Consider the following 17689-nt stretch of genomic DNA (forward strand, 5'->3'; position numbering starts at 1 on the left):
ATGAAAACGACAAGAGGTGATTCAGCATGAAATTGCATATGACGGAAGAGCTTGGCGCAGCAATCAATCCCGGGATGTTCGGTTTGTTTTTTGAGGATATCAATTATGGTCTGGACGGCGGTTTACACGCGGAAATGATTGAAAATCGTTCCTTTGAGTTTATCCAGACAACAGGCGGAAATCGCAGCTACCGGGAATCCTATAGCGGACTTTACGGCTGGAGCGCATATCCGCCGGGCGGAAAGGAAGGAAGCCTTGACATTCAAAGCGATTATCCGCAAAATCCAATCAATCCGCATTACCTGGTTTTTACTGCCAAAGAAGCGGGACAGGGTTTTGCGAATAAAGCTTATGACGGCATCTATATGAGGAAGGCTTTGTCCTATCGCATTAGCTTCTACGCCAGAGCCGAACAGTACGCCGGAAGCGTCGAGGTAGTGGCAGAGAAGAACCATCGTGTGGTTGCGAGCGTCATTGCCGCAGAGGCGATTAGCGACAAGTGGATGAAGTATGAAGTGAATATGATGAGCGATGAGACTCTGGAACGCGGAACATTCGTGATCAGGCTGAATCAGCCGGGAACAGTATGCTTTGATTTTATCTCCATGATTCCTTCCGATGCGGTATTGGGCTTGTTCCGTCAGGATTTGGTACAATGGATGCGAGAGATGAAGCCAGGCTTTCTTCGTTTTCCCGGGGGCTGCGTGGTGGAGGGCTATTCGCTTGGCAACCGCTATCAATGGAAGCATAGCGTCGGCAAGTCGGAGGAACGACGGCCGATCGGCAATCGTTGGGCGCTTCATGGCAATAAACCGGAAAATCAGTTCACGAGTCCCTACAGTCATTACAATCAGACGCTCGGCGTTGGCTATTATGAATATTTTCTCTTATGCGAGCATCTCGGAGCAAAGCCGATTCCCGTCTTAAGCGTTGGGCTTGCCTGTCAGTTCCAGTCTTCCGAAAATGTGCCCGCTGACAGTCCCGAGTTTCAGCAATACATTGATGACGCGCTGGACTTAATTGAATTTGCGAACGGTTCTCAAGCAACAAGGTGGGGAAAACTTCGCGCAGAAATGGGACATCCCGAGCCGTTCGGATTGGAATACATCGGAATCGGCAATGAGCAATGGGAGTCGGAGCATTCGGATTTCTTCCGCAGGTACGAAAGATTTCAGGAAGCGATTCATGAGAAAAATCCCGCTATTCAGCTTATTGGATCGGCCGGACCGGATGTTCATTCGGAGAAATATGCAGCCGCATGGAGCTATTATCGGGCGAAAGCGAAGCAAAATCCTGATTTTGTCTATGCCGTGGACGAGCATTATTACGTAAAGCCTGAATGGATGTATGAGAACCTGCATTTCTATGACCAATATCCGCGGGACATCAAGATATTCGCAGGAGAATTTGCCGTCCATTACAGCAACGGAATGAATGCTCCTCATCTGAACATGTGGGGCGCGGCGCTGGCGGAAGCGGCGTTTATGACGGGGCTCGAGAGAAACGCCGATATTGTGACGCTTGCCTGCTACGCGCCGTTGTTTGCCCGGATCGGCTATACGCAATGGTCGCCGGATATGATCTGGTTTGACGGCGCAGTGTCTTACGGGACGCCGAGCTATTATGTGCAGAAGCTGTATAGCACATTGAAAGGCACTCATGTGTTGAAGACGAGCGTAGAGGAAGAGGCAATTCCGTTCACAGCCTCCTATGATCGGAACAATTCCACCATTATTCTGAAGCTGGTTAATCCGCTGCCGCGCACCGTTTGGGTGAAGCTTCAATCGGAGATGCCGCTGGAGCAATTGGGGGAGCTATACAAGATGGAGGGCAAGGAAGACGCCTTCAATTCCTTGGAGAAGCCGCAGCTAATAGCGCCGAGAAAGTCTTCCTTTCTGTGGCGCGAGGGAATGGAATATGAGCTGGAGCCGGGGTCTTTTCATGTTATGAAACTGTTCTGTCAGACGAAGTAGCATTTGGATAGACATAAGCAACGCAAATGACGAATAATGTGCAAGGAATAAAGGGGAAACAACGCGTTCAAGACGCGTCGTTTCCCCTTTAAGCTCATGCCTTGCTTATTGGAGCCGATAAGCCCAATGATTGGTAGGACCGATGCCGGAACCGACAGCAATGCCATGCTCGATGGCCGCCTGAATGAAGGCTTTGGCCTGCCGGACGGCGGGTTCCACGGCCAGTCCATGCGCGAGGCCGGCAGTCAGCGCCGCCGAGAAGGTGCAGCCTGTGCCATGGGTATGAACGGTGTCGATACGCTCGGCGGCAAACTCGCAGAAGCTGGAGCCGTCATAGAGCAGATCGACAGCTTCGGCTCCCGACTCGTGCCCTCCCTTCAGGACGACATATTGCACGCCGAGAGCGGCCAGACGTCTGGCCGCTTCGCGTTTCTCCGCGGCATTGCGAATCAGGATGCCGGATAAGCGCTCGGCTTCAGGAATATTCGGGGTGACAACCTCCGCGAGCGGCAGCAGCTCGCGCTTGAAGGCGTTCAACGCCGCCTCTTGCAGCAGCACCGATCCTCCTTTGGCAATCATGACGGGATCGACGACGACGCGCTTCCACTTGAAGGCTTTCAGGGAAGCGGCGACAGCCTCGATGATTTCGCTGCTGAAGAGCATGCCCGTCTTGAGCGCGTCAACGCCGATGTCTTGTCCAATCGATCGGATTTGCTCATGAACGGCCTCGGGACTCAGCGGATAAACCGCCTGCACGCCGATGGTGTTCTGCGCGGTTACGGCCGTTATGGCCGACATGCCGAAGGCTCCCAGCTCTTGAAAGGTTTTCACATCGGCCTGGATGCCCGCGCCGCCGCCGCTGTCCGAGCCGGCTATGGTCAAAGCGCGGGGAACGCTGCTGCGCGAATGCAGGGACTCAGTTGACATGATCGATCGACTCCTTTCCTCGTACGATGTCGAACCTCCGTGGCGAAAAGCAAGCATAATAATTCGGCACAGCCTGATCGGCAATGCGATCTGCCACTAGCTTCGCCGTAATCGGACTGAGCAGAATGCCGTTGCGGTAATGGCCAGCCGCGAACATGACGCGTTTCGCGGAATCAAGCTCGCCAAGGAAAGGGTAACCGTCCTGGGTCGACGGACGAAGCCCCGCCCATTGATGGAAGGGGACCAGCTTCTCCAGCTTCTCAATGACGTTCTTGTTCCATCCCCTCAAGCGGTTGATTCCGCGCTCGGTGACGGATGTGTCGAAGCCGGCAATATCCTCCGAAGCGCCGCATACGAGCGAGCGGTTGGCTTTGGCGACCAGGTAGCCCTGATTGCTGAACAGCATATGGCGAACGGGTCTGCCGTCCTCGCATGCGCCAACCTCTTCGCTCCTATACGCGCAAATTTGTCCGCGTATGGGATAGATGGGCAATGGCATGCCGAAGGTATCGGCAAGCTCCTGCGCCCAGGCGCCGGAGCATACGACAAGCCGATCGCCTTCGAAGCGGCGTCCGTCGCGGGCTTCGAGCACGATGCTTTCTTGCCAGCTTGCAACGTCGACGCTCTCCAACTGATCGAAGATGGCAACGCCGGAGCGGAGGCAGGCGTCCTCAAGCGCTCTCACATAGTCCGGCGCATACAGATGGCTTTCCTCGGGGGTGTAGAGGGCTGCCTTGACTTGTCTCGACAGCAGGGGCTCCCTAGTGAACAGTTCGGGAGCCTCGACAATTTCACCCGTCGAGCCATGCTGCCGCTGCCACAGCAGTCGCCCTTCGAGCGCCAAGCGATCCGCTTCGTGATAGGTCAGATAGAGGCTGCCCGATTTCGTATATTCGAATGGAATGCCGGAGTGCGTCCGCACCCGCTCCACCCACTGCGGATAGAGTCGAAGACTGTCCAGACATAGACGAAAGAAAGGATCGGGACCCTCGACATTTTCGGAGTACGGGGCAAGCATGCCGGCGGCCGCTCCGGAGGCCTGGCCTCCGCAGCGAGCAATCTCGAGCACGGTAGCCTGATATCCCCGGCTTTGCAATTCGTAGGCGACGGACAGGCCGATGACCCCTCCGCCCATAATGATGATGTTCTCGCTCATGTGCGCAATACCAGCTTTCTGTTGAGGGATTAGCAGACTAGTTTAGCTTGAAATCGTCATAACCGCTGCTTGCCGTGGCATACTTCTTCTTGGCAATCCGGCCCGACAGGTAGGAAAGCCGGCCGCTCTCGATGCCTAGCCGCATGGCTCTTGCCATTCCGATCGGATCGCGGGCCTTCGCAACAGGCGTGTTCATCAGCACGCCGGAGCAGCCCAGCTCCATGGCCTGCGCAACATCGGCGACAGAGCCAAGCCCCGCATCGACAATAATCGGGACGGAGGCTTCCTCGACGATTAATCCGATATGATAAGGGTTCAGAATGCCTAGCCCGGTTCCGATTGGCGCTCCTCCCGGCATGACGGCAGCAGCGCCTGCTTCCTCAAGCCGCTTGCACAGGATCGGATCATCGGTTGTGTAGGGCAACACGGTGAAGCCTTCCTTCACCAGTTGTTCGGTAGCGCGCAGCGTCTCGATCGGATCGGGCAGCAGCGTCCGTTCGTTGCCGCTGATCTCGACCTTGATCCAGTCGCTGAGGCCGGAGGCGCGGGCAAGACGGGCGATGCGCACGGCTTCTTCCGCCGTGCTTGCTCCCGAGGTATTGGGCAGAAAGTGGAAGGACTCCGGCTCAATATGCTGCAGAATGGAATCATCGCCGGCGGCGTCCAGGTTGACGCGACGAATCGCGAAGGTAAGCACCTCCGCGCCCGAAGCTTTAATTGCTTCTTGCTGAACATAGGGGTTCGGGAACAGTCCCGTCCCGAGGAACAAGCGGGAATGCAGGACGCGTCCTCCGATTTGCCATGTATCTTTTGTCATGCTTTAACCTCCTCCCACAAAATGAACCAGTTCGATTTTGCTATTTTCGTTCACGTTGACGGACGACCATTGCTCCTTCGTCAGAACATGGCCGTCGGCCTCTACAACGATTGGTTTATCCAGCAGCTCATAGTAGGATACGATGTCTTCAACCGTTCGCACATCAAGGCTCTCTCTTTTTCCGTTAATCATAAGTTGCATGGGCTCTCCTCCTATCCGTTCAGCTTCTTCAGGAAGGCTTCGCAGGTTCCCTTGACATCGTCGCTTCCTACAATTTCGCTCACGGCGCAGATGCGAGACGCTCCGGCGGCGATAACCTCGTCCACGTTATGAAGCTTGATGCCGCCAATCGCAACGAAGGGAATACGGATACGCTCCGCGACCTCGCGGACATAGGCTACGGTTACGGGATCGACGACATCCGCCTTCGTGGTCGTCGGGAAGACGGGGCCGACGCCGAGGTAGTCGGCGCCCTGGCTTTCGGCGAGCAGCGCTTCTTCAATGGCGTGCGTCGAGATGCCGATAATTTTGTCGCCGACCAGCTTGCGCGCTTCGACGAGCGGCAGATCGTCTTGTCCAAGATGCACGCCGTCAGCGTCAACCTCCATGGCAAGCTCGATATGATCATTGACGATGAAGGTTACGCCGTATCGGCGCGTCAGCTCCCGAAGCGCTCTGGCTTTCTCCAGCAGCTCGGCGCGAGCGCTTGATTTGTCGCGCAGCTGCACAATGTCGACACCGCCGAGAATAGCTTGCTCCATAACGTCAACAAGGCTTCGTCCGGGATGGAACGTTTCTCCGGTGATGGCGTATAGCTTGAAGTCTTTCATAAGCTCATCTCCTCTTATTGTATCAGCTTCCGATATAACGATCATAGATAATCTTCGCCCGCGTCAAATCATCGGTGCCTTGCACGAGCACCCGACCATCCGGGAACAGCACGAGGCGCTCTCCATCCGGCAGCTCGACCCGCAACAGGTAAGGATTAAGCGTCAGGCTTGCTGCGACCGGACTCAGGCGATGCTCCCAGTCGGCCAGCTTCATCGGCCCCTTGCTCGCGAATTGCACGGTTTCCCTCCCGCATAGCGCGACGGCTTCATCGCCGCGGGCTTGGAGTGCCGGATACTGCTTCAATTGGCAGCAGGGGCAATCCTTGCGCGGCGCGCCAAGCTTCATCTCGTAGAGGCGATTGCCCCAAAGATCGACCGAGAGAAGGGAATCTCTTCGCGCCTCCTCGGCGCCTACAAGCAGCTTCAGCGCTTCCACCGCCTGGAAGGAGGCGATAATGTCGACAATGGGCGATATGACGCCGATCATATCGCAGGTTTGCCCGTCGGCTTCCGCCGCAGGCACGAGGCAGCGGAAGCATGGCGTAGCGCCGGGCACCAGCACGGCGCACATGCCTCTGGCGCTTACGGCGCCGCCGTAGATGAACGGAATGCCTTGGCGGAAGCAGGCATCGTTCAGCAGGTAGCGCGTTTGGAAATTATCCGTGCCGTCGAGCACCAAATCGACGTTATCCAGCAGTCCTTCGATTGTCGAGGGCGTGACGTCCATGACGAGAGCTTCTATCTCGACCTCCGAGTTGATGCGGCCAAGCTTGTTCTGCGCGGCAACGGCTTTGGGCAATCCCTGCTCGACATCGTTCTCGTCGTACAGAAGCTGGCGTTGAAGATTGCTTGCCTCCACATAATCCCGGTCGACGATGCGAACGAAGCCGACGCCGGCTCTCACCATATGATTGGCGAGCACGGTGCCCAGCGCTCCCATGCCAACGATGCATACCGAGCTGCTTCCAAGCTTGCTTTGTCCAGCCGACCCAATGGGCGGAAATAAGATTTGTCTGGAATATCTCTCGTTCATCTGCCAGTTCACCTCAATTATAAATTACGGAAGGCTTCCTCGGGCGCGACAGCTTGCTTCAGAAGTCCGTGCTCTTGCATCCAATCGATGACGGATTGCCAGTTCTCGCTTGATTGCGAGCCGAAGGCTTCGCCGCCGGCATCCATGAGCGGCATCAGAATGTCCAGACTTTGCTTCTCCACGTCGTCATCCAGCGGGAATTCGCCTTCTTGCTTGTCGAGCAGCAGCGCCAGCGCTTCATCCGGATGCTCCGCCGTATATTGCTGCCCCTTGGCAGCCGCTTCGATGAAGCGGCGATAGAGCTCCTGTTTCTTGTCGATGCCATCCTCGCTGGCAATCAGTACGAGCTCGTAATAATCGGGCACGCCGTATTGCGAAGGGTCGAAGGAGACTAGCTTCACGCCTTCCTTCTCCAGCAGCAGCTTCTCGTGATTCACATAGCCGCCGATAATAGCGTCCACCCGCTTCGTTGTCATGGCCGGGATGAGATCCCAGCCGATATCCTGATAATGAAGAGCGGAGGCGTCGCCGCCGTCATGCTCCACCATTGTGTTGACGATGGCTTCGTCCAGCGGGATGGAGGGATAACCGATTTGCTGACCGACCAGGTCCCGCGGACGGCTTATGCCGCTTTCTTGCAGCGCGAACAAGCGGTTCAGGGGATGCCTGACGATAGCTGCAAGGGAAACGACAGGGATGTCCTCCGCACGGGAAATCGCGACCTGCATCTGATAGCTGAGAGCGAGATCCGCCTTGCCGGTTGCGACCAGCTTGACGGCGTCATTCGTATCCGCCGGTGTTTGCAGCTTGACCTTGAGTCCTGCTTCCTCGAAGTAGCCGTTCGCTTCGGCGGCGTAGAGGAAGGTGTGGACGGCATTGGGATACCAGTCGAGCAGAACCGTGAGTTCATCAAGCTTGGCGTTGGCGTTCGTGTTGCTTGATGTCGTCGAACAGCCCGCAAGCAGCAGGGAGCAGAGAGCAACGAGCATAACGCTGGAGCGTAGAATGGAAGGCAAGGAATTACGTTGTTTCATATTCATGTCAACTCCGATTTCTAGTATGGAATAATGGTGAACCGAGTCTCAAGACCGACGATGAGCGAGCAAGAGACGTTCAATGCACTGAATGGTTAAGAACAAGCCAATCCCCATGATTGACAGCAGCAGCACGCCCGCGAATACGGCGTCGCCGGCCAGCATGTGGGACGCTCGCTTCGTATACATGCCGAGCCCGGCCTGACCGCCAAGCCATTCTCCCAGCGTAGCGCCTCCGACGCTGATGGCGGCAGCGAGCTTCAGGCCGGTGAAGAAGCCGGGCATCGCGGAGGGGAGCTTCCACTTGACGAACAGCTGGCGCTGGCTTGCGCCCATCGTTCTCAGCAAATCGCCGGTATCGGGGTCTGCGCCGCGAAAGCCCGAAGCGGTGTTGACCGCAATCGGGAAGAAGGTGAACAGAATGACGACGGCTACCTTGCTGCCGAGCTCGTAGCCGAACCACATGACCATAATTGGCGACAACGCGACAATGGGAATCGTCTGCGAGGCGACGAGCAGCGGATACAAGGTGCGTTCCGCCAGACGGGAACGGTCGATGACGATCGCGAACGACAGCCCGAATACGGTCGATATGCCGAGGCCGAGCAGCGCTTCCCACAGGGTAACACCGAAATGACGAAGCAGCGGCTGTCTGTCCTCCCATAAAGAGACCAGCACATCGGACAATCTCGGAATGATGTAATGCGGAATGCCGGCGAGCGGAGGACCAATCTCCCATAAAGCGGCGAGCAGCAAAGCCAGAGAGAGGAGCGGCGCGTGCTGACGCAGCTTCTGCAGCATGAATCTCATCGCAGCGTCGCCTCCTTGTGCGGGGCGCTCCCCGGCGCAGGCTCGTCATGCTCGGCAAGATGCGCTTGCGCCGAATGATCATAGAGCCGAAGCAATTGCTTCTTGAGCGCAACAAAGGAAGGCTCCATCACAAGCGCTTGCCGTCTCGGGCGAGAGAGCGGCACGTCGAATGCTTCGAAAGCGGCAATCGGCGATTGGGCGGCTACGAGCACGCGATCCGACAGCAGCAGCGCTTCATCCACATCATGCGTAATGAATAACACGGTTTTGCGATGCTGCTCCCAGGATTGCAGCAGCCACTCCTGCATGGAAGCGCGCGTCATGGCGTCCAGCGCTCCGAACGGTTCGTCGAGCAGCAGCAGCTCTCCGCCGCCGAGCAGCGACCGCAGGAACGATACGCGCTGCCGCATGCCGCCGGACAGCTCATGCGGGTACTTGCGCTCCGTTCCGGCCAGCCCCATGTCCGGCAGCAGCTCAAGCACCCGGCTGCGCGCATCCTTGCGCTTTGCGCCGCGCAGTTCCAGACCGATTGCGGCATTGTCCAGCACGGTGCGCCAGGGCATCAATCCATCGCGTTGCGGCATGTAGCCAATTCGTCCATGCCGGGCGGCGGAGGCGACGTCCATGCCGTCCGCTCCGATACGAATCGAGCCGCTCTTCGCGGGGAGAAGTCCGGAGAGGAGGCGGAACAGCGTGGTCTTGCCAAGGCCGCTCGCCGCCAGCAGACTGACGAACTCGCCTTGCCTCAGCTCAAAGCCAAGCTGGTCGAACATCGGCGGTTCTCCGGGAAAGCCGAAGACGAGACGATCTACCGCAAGCGAGACAGGGGGCTGCTCCAATGCTGCGACGCCGGCGTTCATACCGGCCACTCCTCAAGCTTGTAGGCCATGTCCCAGAACAGATATTCCAGCCGGGACGCGGTGACGAAATGCTCCTCGAGTCTCAATAACTCGCGCTCCGGCAAGCCATCCCCGAGCCGATTCATCTGATCGACGCACCAGTCCGTCAATTGTCCGAATTCATCGGAGCTGTACATTAGAATCCATTCTCTGAACAGCGGATGCTCCAGGGCGCCGGGAACGGCCGCCAGAGAGACGCCGATCTCGCGGTAGCTCCACATGCATGGCAGCAGCGCCGCAACTACTTGCGCAAGCGAGCCGCTCGCGGCCACATCCAGCAAATATTTGGTGTAGGCAATCGTCGTCGGCGCCGGTCGCGTTTGCTCGAGGTCGCTTCTGCTTACGCCGAAGCGCTCGGCGTATTGGCGGTGCAGCTCCATCTCGACATGCAGCGTGGAATGATAAAGCTCCGCGTAGCGGTGCATCGTGTCAAGATCCGGCGACTTGACGCTGGCAATGGCGAACAGCTTCGCATAATCAATGAGGTAGACATAATCCTGCTTCAAATAATAGATGAACCGTTCCTCGCTTAGCGAGCCGTTGGCAAGCTCGGTCAGGAAAGGGTGTCTGTGACTCTGTTCCCATAGGGAACGGCTTGACTCGTAGAGCCGCTCAGTCAATAAGGTCAATGCTTCTCCCTCCCTTCTTCAACCAAATGATTCACAGGCGCTTCAGGTCTGCTTGTGCTGCACCACTCGCAAATAAAGGCAATCATAATCTGAACATAGGCGAGAAGCTCTTGCTTGTCGGCGCTTTCGTTCACCGCGTGGGCATGCCGTAGCTCTCCAGGACCGTAGATGACGGTAGGAATGCCCGCTCTTGCGATCCATCCCGCGTCAGTTACCGTCGGACTCATGTCGATTTGCGGTTCGGCGCCAAGCAGCGCATAATGACTGCGCGCGAGCTGCAGCAATCCCGCCTCCGTTCGATCCAGCGCCAGCGAAGGGAAGATTTCGCCGCGTTCCTCGATCATTGAGCGTCCTCCCCAACGGAAGGTCGGCGGATGCTGACGAAGCCAGGGATCTGCGCTTGTTATACGCATGAGATGCTCCTCGATCTCGCGAGCGACCGCTTCGTAATCCTCATCCGGATAGAAGTGAACGGTAATCCACAGAGCGCAGCGGTCCGCGATGAATGCGGCGTGGCGGCCGCCTTCAATGACGGCGGGATTGATGGTGGTGGAGCCGGGAGGAAAGCCGGGATAGGCTTTCTCGACCGACCAGCGCCGCTCCAGCTCCTGAAGACCGGCCACGAGCTTCATCATTTTCTCGATGGCGCTGATCCCTTGCGCGTTGCCGTCTTCGCGAAGAAGACGAGCTCGCATGCCGTCATGCTGCGTCTCTGGATGTTGAATCGTGATCCACCCCGTAATGACCCCGCCTTGTCCCTGAATTGCCAGCGAGCTTGTGTCGGCGACGATGGCAAAGTCGGCTTCGCAGCCTCTTTCAATGCAGGCTCTTGTGCCTGCTTCGCCTGCTTCCTCGCCAATGACGGATTGCATGAGCAGATCCCCCTGAAGCTCAATATTCTCTTCATGCAGCAGCTTGAGCGCGAACAGAAGGGCGGCAAGCCCGCCCTTCATGTCGGAGACGCCGCGGCCGTAGACGCGGCCGTTCTCGTGCGCGAGCCGGAACGGATCTCGCTCCCATTGCGCGTGATCTCCCACCTCTGCGACATCGATATGGCCGTTGAGGAGCAGACTGCGATAGTTCGCGCTGTCGGCGCCGCGTTTCAAGGCGGTTACGTTGGGATCGCCGGGGTAGACGTCCCATACGGAGGCTTCGAACCCGCAAGCTTGCAGATACGAGGCGACATATTGCTGGGCTTGCCCGGTGTTGCGGGCAGGAGGACTGACGGTGGGATAGGCGACAAGCCGCTCGAGCAAGGTCCATAATTCGTCTTGTCTCGTCTCGGCGAGCGCTTGCAGTCGGCGGATTTGATCTTGCATGGCATGTTGCATAATGGAAGGAAGCGCCTCCTTGAGCATAGAGTAGGATAGCGCCGGACATAGAAAAAACCACTCGAGAATAAACGAATGGCTTCAATTCGACTTGTTCTCTACGCCAGCATTATCTGGATCAGATTAACGGTCAGGGAAATCAGTTCCCACTCTCAGCCAGACTTCATCCAGCCCCCGCACACGATTTTGTTAGCACAACTATATACCAGTACAGGGGAAATGGCAATACCCTCGAGCGCTCGAGGAAATGAGGCAAATTCTGTTCTCTTAAAATCATGACAAGCATAGAATAAATCTCTCGTGATAAAATCAATATTGTAGGCGTAATCAAACAAGGGTTGAGGAGGAATAGCAGCCTTGTCATGTCTTATATCCGGGATTGAGTAGGCGTGCAACCATATTCTCGTCTATACAGCCTGGCGAAGTAATCTGGCTCCATTCCGACGTATGCCGCAATTTGCCGAATGGTCATCTCCGGATGATCAATAATTAAGAGATGAGCCGTTCGCATACGGCTTTGCTGGAGATACTGCAACGGGGAAATTTGATAGGCCTTATGAAACAGTCTGTTAAGCTGCTTGGAGGAATAACCGACATGAGCAGCAATTCCGGTCACCGTTAAGGAATGACCAAGATGGTCATGAATGAAACGAACGGCGTTCTCTACGACGGAGCCTGGCAAGGGCTCTGCCTTGCCTGTGGAAGCGGGATATCGCGACTCTCTATGAAGATGGTTGTCCTTCTTAACCTCAAGGAGCATATTGAATAATAGCCGAACGGCCTCCCATGGATTGGAATGAGCGCCTAGCTGGGACCAAATCTTCCTGATGAAGATGTAATAAGGAGCTGTATCGGCTACAGCTTGAACAAACGCGTTGCGAGCAAATCCCCAGCCCTCGAGCAATCCCTTTTTGCTTTCGTTAAACGTCACATATCCGACCTGCCAGGGCTGTTCCTGTTCATCGAGCGGCATATATTCATTAGGAATCTTGGCGGGTATATACAGAATGGTTCCGGGCTTTACTATTTCCCAGTTTTTTTGTCCGAGAATACGAAAGCGGCCTTGCCCGGAAAAGGTGACAAGCAGCTGCTTTGCGGAAAAACCATCGATTCTTGTAATGGGGATTTGTATTTCCGTACCGGCGGTGTAGACCGTGAATGGCAAGGAATCATCATATTTGTAAGAGCTGTTCGTTTTAAGAGGAAGCATATCCATTCAAGTCACCTCGACATGTCCAATATATATCTTGCGATCTATATCGTATCCTAGGATTGAAGCCAGAGCAAGAGCGCAGGCTCGGCCTCATTTCCTCGCAGCCGAAGGCGTGACGCCTTTGTGCTGCTTGAAAAGCTTGGTGAAGTAATTCGGATTATCGCAGCCGACCATGCCTGCAATCTCCGTAATCGAATCGTCGCTCTCCTGAAGCAAGCGCTCGGCCTCGTTCATGCGAAGCACGTTCATGTATTCGACAAAGGTGCGGCCAGTCAGCTTCTTGAAGCTTTTGCAGAAATGATGCGGATTGAGCTTGACGAATCGAGCGGCTTCAGCAACCGTCATTCTCTCGGCATAATGCGTCTCGAGATGCTGAAGCAGAGCTTTGAACGCGTCCCTGTTCCGGGATGGAATAGCACTCTTCCTATCCGCAAGCCGAGCGGGGATAAACTCTCGGGCCAACTGGGTAAAGAGCAGATGAAGCAGAGATTTGATCACAAGCTTGTATCCTGGGCGTTTTGCAATGAATTCCTGAAGCGACTGCTCCAGCAGCCCGTAATATTCGGAACAATGCTTCACGTGGCGAACGGGTTTGACCGGCAATTGCAGCCTGCCTTCAAGGTAAGGCGCAACAAATTTGAGATGCTCCGGATCATGCGTCCAATCATTGAATAAGGAGGCATTGAAAACGAATGAAATGTATCTAATCGGTCCGTCATAGCTGCTGTAGCCGACATGCAAGCCTCCGGCAGGCACGAACAGCACATCGCCCTCCACCGCTTCGTAAGCTTCGCTGTTAATATGAAAAACGGCGCTTCCCTTCTGCATCGCTATGATTTCAAAATGCTCATGCCAATGCATATACATGATGCTCTGGTTTACTTTGCATGCCTCATGGCCATTGAGGAATAATTGGAAGGGATAGGCTTTCTCCCCCAGATTCGTGAATTCCTTCAGTTCTTTGGGATAGGTCATCGAGTCACGCCTCCAGCACAAGATTAGACTAGTTTTACACACAATTATTGAAGCAACTGGCGATTATCGCCGTTATACTAGAGTTGTTCTAATCACTATAAGTCAATATCGGAATGATGTATAGAAGCAAAGCAAAGAGGAGCTGACGAAATGACGAGTAAATATCGGGTAGTGGTCGCAGGCTGCGGCGGAATGGCGAATACTTGGGTGGGCTATGCGTTGAATCGCTCTGATACAGAAATTGTCGGGCTGGTGGACATCAAGCTCGAGTTTGCGGAGAAGATGGCGGAGCGGCATGGATTGAACTGCGGGCTGTACACGGATGTGCAGAAAGCAATCAAGGATACGCATGCTAATCTTGTCTTCGACGTGACGATTCCCGCGAGTCATTTCTCTATCAGCACGACAGCTCTGAGGAATGGGTGCAGCGTGTTCGGAGAGAAGCCGCTGGCGGAATCGATGGCAGAGTGCAATGCGATTGTTCAATTATCGGAGCAGACGGGACAGACGCATGCCGTTATGCAAAATCGCAGGTATGATCCCCGCATTCGCGCTTTGCGGGGGCTTATCGAAGGGGATTCCATCGGCAAGGTTGGATTTATCGGAGCGGATTTCTTCATCGGCGCTCATTTTGGCGGCTTCCGCGATGTGATGGCCAGTCCATTGCTGCTCGATATGGCGATCCACACCTTCGATCAGGCCAGATTGATCTCGGGGGCGAATCCAATGTCCGTGTATTGCCAGGAATTCAACCCTCCCGGCTCGTGGTATGAAGGAAGCGCGGCCGCCATCTGCATCTTCGAAATGTCGGACGGGTCAATCTTCAATTATCGCGGCTCATGGTGCGCCGAAGGCGCGCCAACCTCATGGGAAGCGTCATGGCGCGTTACGGGCTCCAAGGGAACGGCGATTTGGGACGGAATTGGAAATCCTTATGCAGAAGTGGCAGTCGAAGCCGAGCAGAGCGGGAAATTTATCAAAGATTACATGCGAGTGGAGTCAGAGGTTCAAGCGACAGACAATTCATTTCATCAAGGCTGTCTCGACGAGATGTTCTTATCGCTGGAGGAAAACCGCCATGCCGAGACCGATTGCCGCGACAATCGATACAGCATGGCGATGGTGCTTGCGGCTCTGGAAAGCTCGAAGAAAGGACGGAAGGTGGATATCGTCGCTTTCATGAACGGGGAGTCGTAGTGCTCTCTCCGCGCATCTCCGATATCGTCGCGTTTACTTCGCCGCCGAGTATGAGCAAGGCTCCCGTCAGGAAGAACCAGAGCAACAGGACGATAACGCCTCCAAGCGCGCCGTAAGTAGCGGAATAATTGCCGAAATTGTTCAAGTAGAAGGAGAAGGCGAGCGAGATGAGCTGCCAGAGCAGCGTTGCGGTGACCGCTCCCCAGATGACATCGCGATAGAAAAGCCTGCGTATGGGCGCAATGCGATAGAAGAGCATGAGTACGACGATCATTATGGCCGAACCGACTCCCCATCGAATCGCCTGGAACATGCCGTCGGACAATTCGGGAATATAGAAGAAGAAGCGAATGCCCTTCAGCAACAGCTGGCCGAATACCGGCAGCAGTAACGTAATGACGAGCACGAAGACGAGCAGGATGGTCATGCAAATCGATAGAAGCTTCGCCTGAATGAACGGGCGATGCGATTCTTCATTATAAGCGCGGTTAAGCGCCCGCATAATCGAGCCAATTGCGTTGGAGGCCGACCATAAGGTAGCGATAGCGCCGAACGAGAGCAGCCCGGTTTGCGGATTCTCGAGAACGGAAGCCAGATTTTTATCGATGACATCGACTGTGCCGCTGGGGAAATATTCTCTTAGCAGCTTGATGACAGCATCGCTGTCCAGAGCGAAATAAGGCAGAAGCGCAATCGCGAACAGCAAGAACGGAAATAAGGACAGCAGAAAATAATAGGCGATTTGAGCTGATAAATCGGTAATTTGATCTCCGGCGACCTTGCGGAATAGAAGCTTGAGAAACGGTTTTGTTTTCGATAAAGGCATGAATGCCGCAGCCTCCTTTTGCCGTAGTTTTATATGTACGTAGTATATCCTTTTTTTTAACCGATTTCAGGCTCCTCTAATCAAAGCTTGACTGCCCAAGAAGCGGAATGAGACAATTTGAGTAGAAAGGAGCTGATCCTGTTCATGAAAGAGGAAATCGCAATTGGAATGATAGGAGCGGGAGGCATTGCGCGGGTGCGCCATATTCCCGGTCTCAAGAAGCTGAGAGGCGTGAAGCTGGCGGCAGTGGCCAATCGCAGCTTGGCGAGCTCGAAGCAAGCGGCCGAGGAGTTCGGCTTCGAACGTTATTATGAGAACTGGAGGGAAGTGGCGGATGACCCCGAAGTGGAAGCCGTATTCATATGTACGCCTCCCTATATGCATAAGGAAATGACGAGCTACGCGCTATCGAGAGGCAAGCATGTGTTCTGCCAGGCGAGAATGGCGATGGATCTGGAGGAAGCGTTGTTGATGCTGGAGGAGGATCGATCTACTTCCTTAACGACGATGCTTTGTCCGCCGCCGCATTATATGGCAGTCGATGTATTCGTGAAGCACTTGATCGGCGACGGGCAATTGGGCGAAGTTCGGCATGTTGTCCTGCAGCAAGTGACGCCGGCGTACCAAGATCCGGATAAGCCGCTTCATTGGCGTCAGACGAAAGCGATTCAAGGCATTAATATGCTCGAGGTCGGCATGCTAGGAGAAGTATTGAACAGATGGTTCGGACCGCTTGCTTCTCTTAGCGCGAACGGAGCAACATGGGTGAAAGAACGTCGGACGCATAATGATGAATACGGAGAAGTAGAGCTGCCGGATTCGGTCAGCCTGACGGGCGAGTTTCTAAGCGGAGCGACTTTAACCGCTCTGTTCTCCGGCTCGGCGGCAATCAGCCAGCCCTTCATGCTGATTCACGGCAGCAAGGCTTCGCTCCAATGCCATCCCGACGAGCCGTATGTCACGTTATTCACCGCTGAAGGTGAGCGTAGAGTGGATATTGGGAAAAGCGAGCTTAAGGGCTGGACCGTGGAAGCCGACTTCATTCAAGCTGTGCGAAACGGCGTGAAAGGATATCCGTCCTTCAAGGAAGGCACGAGATATATGGCGTTCACTCAGGCGGTGAAGCAATCGCTTGATGAAGGAAACGGTGCGATGAAGGTGATGAATATCCACTAGCTCGGGCGTTCATCTGCCGTTCATAGATCTGTGCTACATTGCTCCTGAATGTACACGTTACAAGGAGGAATTTGGCATGAAAGTATGGACATTGGCAGCTGCGGCAGCGCTGCTTATTGCAATGTTAGCCGGCTGCTCGAATGCGAAGGAACAAGGGAATTCAAACGCTGCTACGAATCTATCCGCCCAAAATGGCGCGCAGACCGGGAATCAATCCGGCATAGGAAACGGTAATTCGCTGGGAGATGTATCTGCGGGCAGAGAGGGCGGCTTCCAGGGCGGCGGGCGAGTCGGCTTTGGCGGCATGACGGATGAGAATGGCAACGCCGCGAGTCTGATGGGCAAAGTGAAGAGTATGAATGTCAATACGATTACGGTGTACAAGTCCTCCTTCACGCCGGGCAGCGGTGCACCGGCGAATCGGGGGAACAGACAATCGCAGCCGCCGAGCCAAGCAGGCGATGCGGGCGCGCAGCCGCCGTCTTCCAGCAATCAAGCTGTACCCGGTCAATCCGGCGATGGAACGGAGCGCCCATCCGGTGGTTTCGGCGGCGCAGCCAATATGTTCTCGGATGAAACCGAGGATATTACCCTGTCGGAATCTACGATTATCCAAGCCATGACCATGGGAGAGGATGGTATGATCTATGGGGATGTTGCGGCGACGGATTTGAAGATCGACGATGTCCTCACGATATGGCTGAAGGCTGACTCGTTTGAAGCGACTCGCATCATAGTTGGCGGCATGAGCGGATATGGAGGCAGAGGCGGCAATTGATGAGCGTTTTCTCATGATGGAAGTCGATTCATTCTTCTCGTTGCTGGTTAATGTAACGTAGCAACACATTAACAAGTATGATAAA

General features: G+C 55.2%; 18 protein-coding genes and 1 riboswitch. Of the genes, 4 read left to right on the top strand and 14 right to left on the bottom strand.

What is annotated here, in order from left to right; translation table 11 throughout:
* Positions 1-26 precede the first annotated feature (26 nt).
* Positions 27-1973: an alpha-L-arabinofuranosidase C-terminal domain-containing protein gene (locus HFP08_RS10565; RefSeq protein ID WP_168120569.1), complete on the top strand. Its 1947-nt coding sequence runs from the start codon at positions 27-29 to the stop codon at positions 1971-1973.
* Positions 1974-2078: 105 nt separating this feature from the next.
* On the opposite strand, the gene thiD is transcribed toward HFP08_RS10565, so the two are convergent.
* The 13 genes from thiD to HFP08_RS10630 all read right to left on the bottom strand — a co-directional run bounded on the left by thiD (position 2079) and on the right by HFP08_RS10630 (position 13627).
* Entirely contained in the window at positions 2079-2900 is an 822-nt protein-coding gene (gene thiD / locus HFP08_RS10570) for a bifunctional hydroxymethylpyrimidine kinase/phosphomethylpyrimidine kinase (RefSeq protein ID WP_168120570.1), read from the bottom strand.
* Positions 2890-4056 carry a glycine oxidase ThiO gene (thiO, locus tag HFP08_RS10575; protein ID WP_168120571.1) on the bottom strand — a complete coding sequence of 389 codons (1167 nt, stop codon included), beginning with the start codon at positions 4054-4056 and terminating at the stop codon, positions 2890-2892. Before thiO ends, thiD begins: the two co-directional genes overlap by 11 nt.
* A gap of 37 nt (positions 4057-4093) precedes the next feature.
* Positions 4094-4873, bottom strand: coding sequence for a thiazole synthase (locus tag HFP08_RS10580; protein WP_168120572.1), 780 nt, complete (start codon positions 4871-4873; stop codon positions 4094-4096).
* Positions 4874-4876: 3 nt separating this feature from the next.
* Positions 4877-5074, bottom strand: a complete 198-nt coding sequence (gene thiS, locus HFP08_RS10585; protein ID WP_168120573.1) for a sulfur carrier protein ThiS — start codon at positions 5072-5074, stop codon at positions 4877-4879.
* Between the two features lie 11 nt (positions 5075-5085).
* Positions 5086-5703, bottom strand: a complete 618-nt coding sequence (gene thiE, locus HFP08_RS10590; protein WP_168120574.1) for a thiamine phosphate synthase — start codon at positions 5701-5703, stop codon at positions 5086-5088.
* 22 nt (positions 5704-5725) lie between these two features.
* Positions 5726-6736 (bottom strand): ThiF family adenylyltransferase, encoded by a 1011-nt coding sequence (locus HFP08_RS10595; protein ID WP_168120575.1) that lies wholly within the window; start codon positions 6734-6736, stop codon positions 5726-5728.
* Positions 6737-6753: 17 nt separating this feature from the next.
* Positions 6754-7770: an ABC transporter substrate-binding protein gene (locus tag HFP08_RS10600; protein WP_168120576.1), complete on the bottom strand. Its 1017-nt coding sequence runs from the start codon at positions 7768-7770 to the stop codon at positions 6754-6756.
* Between the two features lie 48 nt (positions 7771-7818).
* Complete coding sequence (locus HFP08_RS10605; protein ID WP_240941275.1) at positions 7819-8580, bottom strand: ABC transporter permease; 762 nt, start codon at positions 8578-8580, stop codon at positions 7819-7821.
* Positions 8577-9440: an ABC transporter ATP-binding protein gene (locus HFP08_RS10610; protein ID WP_206109224.1), complete on the bottom strand. Its 864-nt coding sequence runs from the start codon at positions 9438-9440 to the stop codon at positions 8577-8579. Before HFP08_RS10610 ends, HFP08_RS10605 begins: the two co-directional genes overlap by 4 nt.
* The gene (gene tenA / locus HFP08_RS10615; protein WP_168120577.1) at positions 9437-10108 is read right to left on the bottom strand and encodes a thiaminase II; all 672 of its coding nucleotides are present in this window, start codon (positions 10106-10108) and stop codon (positions 9437-9439) included. Before tenA ends, HFP08_RS10610 begins: the two co-directional genes overlap by 4 nt.
* On the bottom strand, positions 10105-11439 hold the full coding sequence (locus HFP08_RS10620) for an acetylornithine deacetylase (protein ID WP_277345849.1): 1335 nt from the start codon (positions 11437-11439) through the stop codon (positions 10105-10107). Before HFP08_RS10620 ends, tenA begins: the two co-directional genes overlap by 4 nt.
* A 78-nt stretch (positions 11440-11517) precedes the next feature.
* A riboswitch (TPP riboswitch) is annotated at positions 11518-11627 on the bottom strand.
* A gap of 179 nt (positions 11628-11806) precedes the next feature.
* A complete protein-coding gene (locus tag HFP08_RS10625) occupies positions 11807-12655 on the bottom strand; it encodes a helix-turn-helix domain-containing protein (RefSeq protein ID WP_168120579.1) in 849 nt (282 codons plus the stop codon).
* Between the two features lie 87 nt (positions 12656-12742).
* Positions 12743-13627, bottom strand: a complete 885-nt coding sequence (locus HFP08_RS10630) for a helix-turn-helix domain-containing protein (protein WP_168120580.1) — start codon at positions 13625-13627, stop codon at positions 12743-12745.
* A gap of 150 nt (positions 13628-13777) precedes the next feature.
* Between HFP08_RS10630 and HFP08_RS10635 the strand changes: the two genes are divergently transcribed.
* Positions 13778-14824, top strand: coding sequence for a Gfo/Idh/MocA family protein (locus HFP08_RS10635; protein ID WP_168120581.1), 1047 nt, complete (start codon positions 13778-13780; stop codon positions 14822-14824).
* Here the strand turns inward: HFP08_RS10635 and HFP08_RS10640 are convergent.
* Entirely contained in the window at positions 14805-15650 is an 846-nt protein-coding gene (locus tag HFP08_RS10640) for a YihY/virulence factor BrkB family protein (RefSeq protein ID WP_168120582.1), read from the bottom strand. The genes HFP08_RS10635 and HFP08_RS10640 overlap by 20 nt on opposite strands.
* 144 nt (positions 15651-15794) lie before the next feature.
* Here HFP08_RS10640 and HFP08_RS10645 point away from each other — a divergent pair, with 144 nt between their 5' ends.
* Positions 15795-16826 carry a Gfo/Idh/MocA family protein gene (locus HFP08_RS10645; RefSeq protein WP_168120583.1) on the top strand — a complete coding sequence of 344 codons (1032 nt, stop codon included), beginning with the start codon at positions 15795-15797 and terminating at the stop codon, positions 16824-16826.
* 76 nt (positions 16827-16902) lie between these two features.
* The gene (locus tag HFP08_RS10650; RefSeq protein WP_168120584.1) at positions 16903-17604 is read left to right on the top strand and encodes a hypothetical protein; all 702 of its coding nucleotides are present in this window, start codon (positions 16903-16905) and stop codon (positions 17602-17604) included.
* The last annotated feature ends 85 nt before the right edge of the window (positions 17605-17689 follow it).

Source organism: Paenibacillus sp. HB172176 (assembly GCF_011947265.1).
Lineage (GTDB): Bacteria > Bacillota > Bacilli > Paenibacillales > Paenibacillaceae > Pristimantibacillus.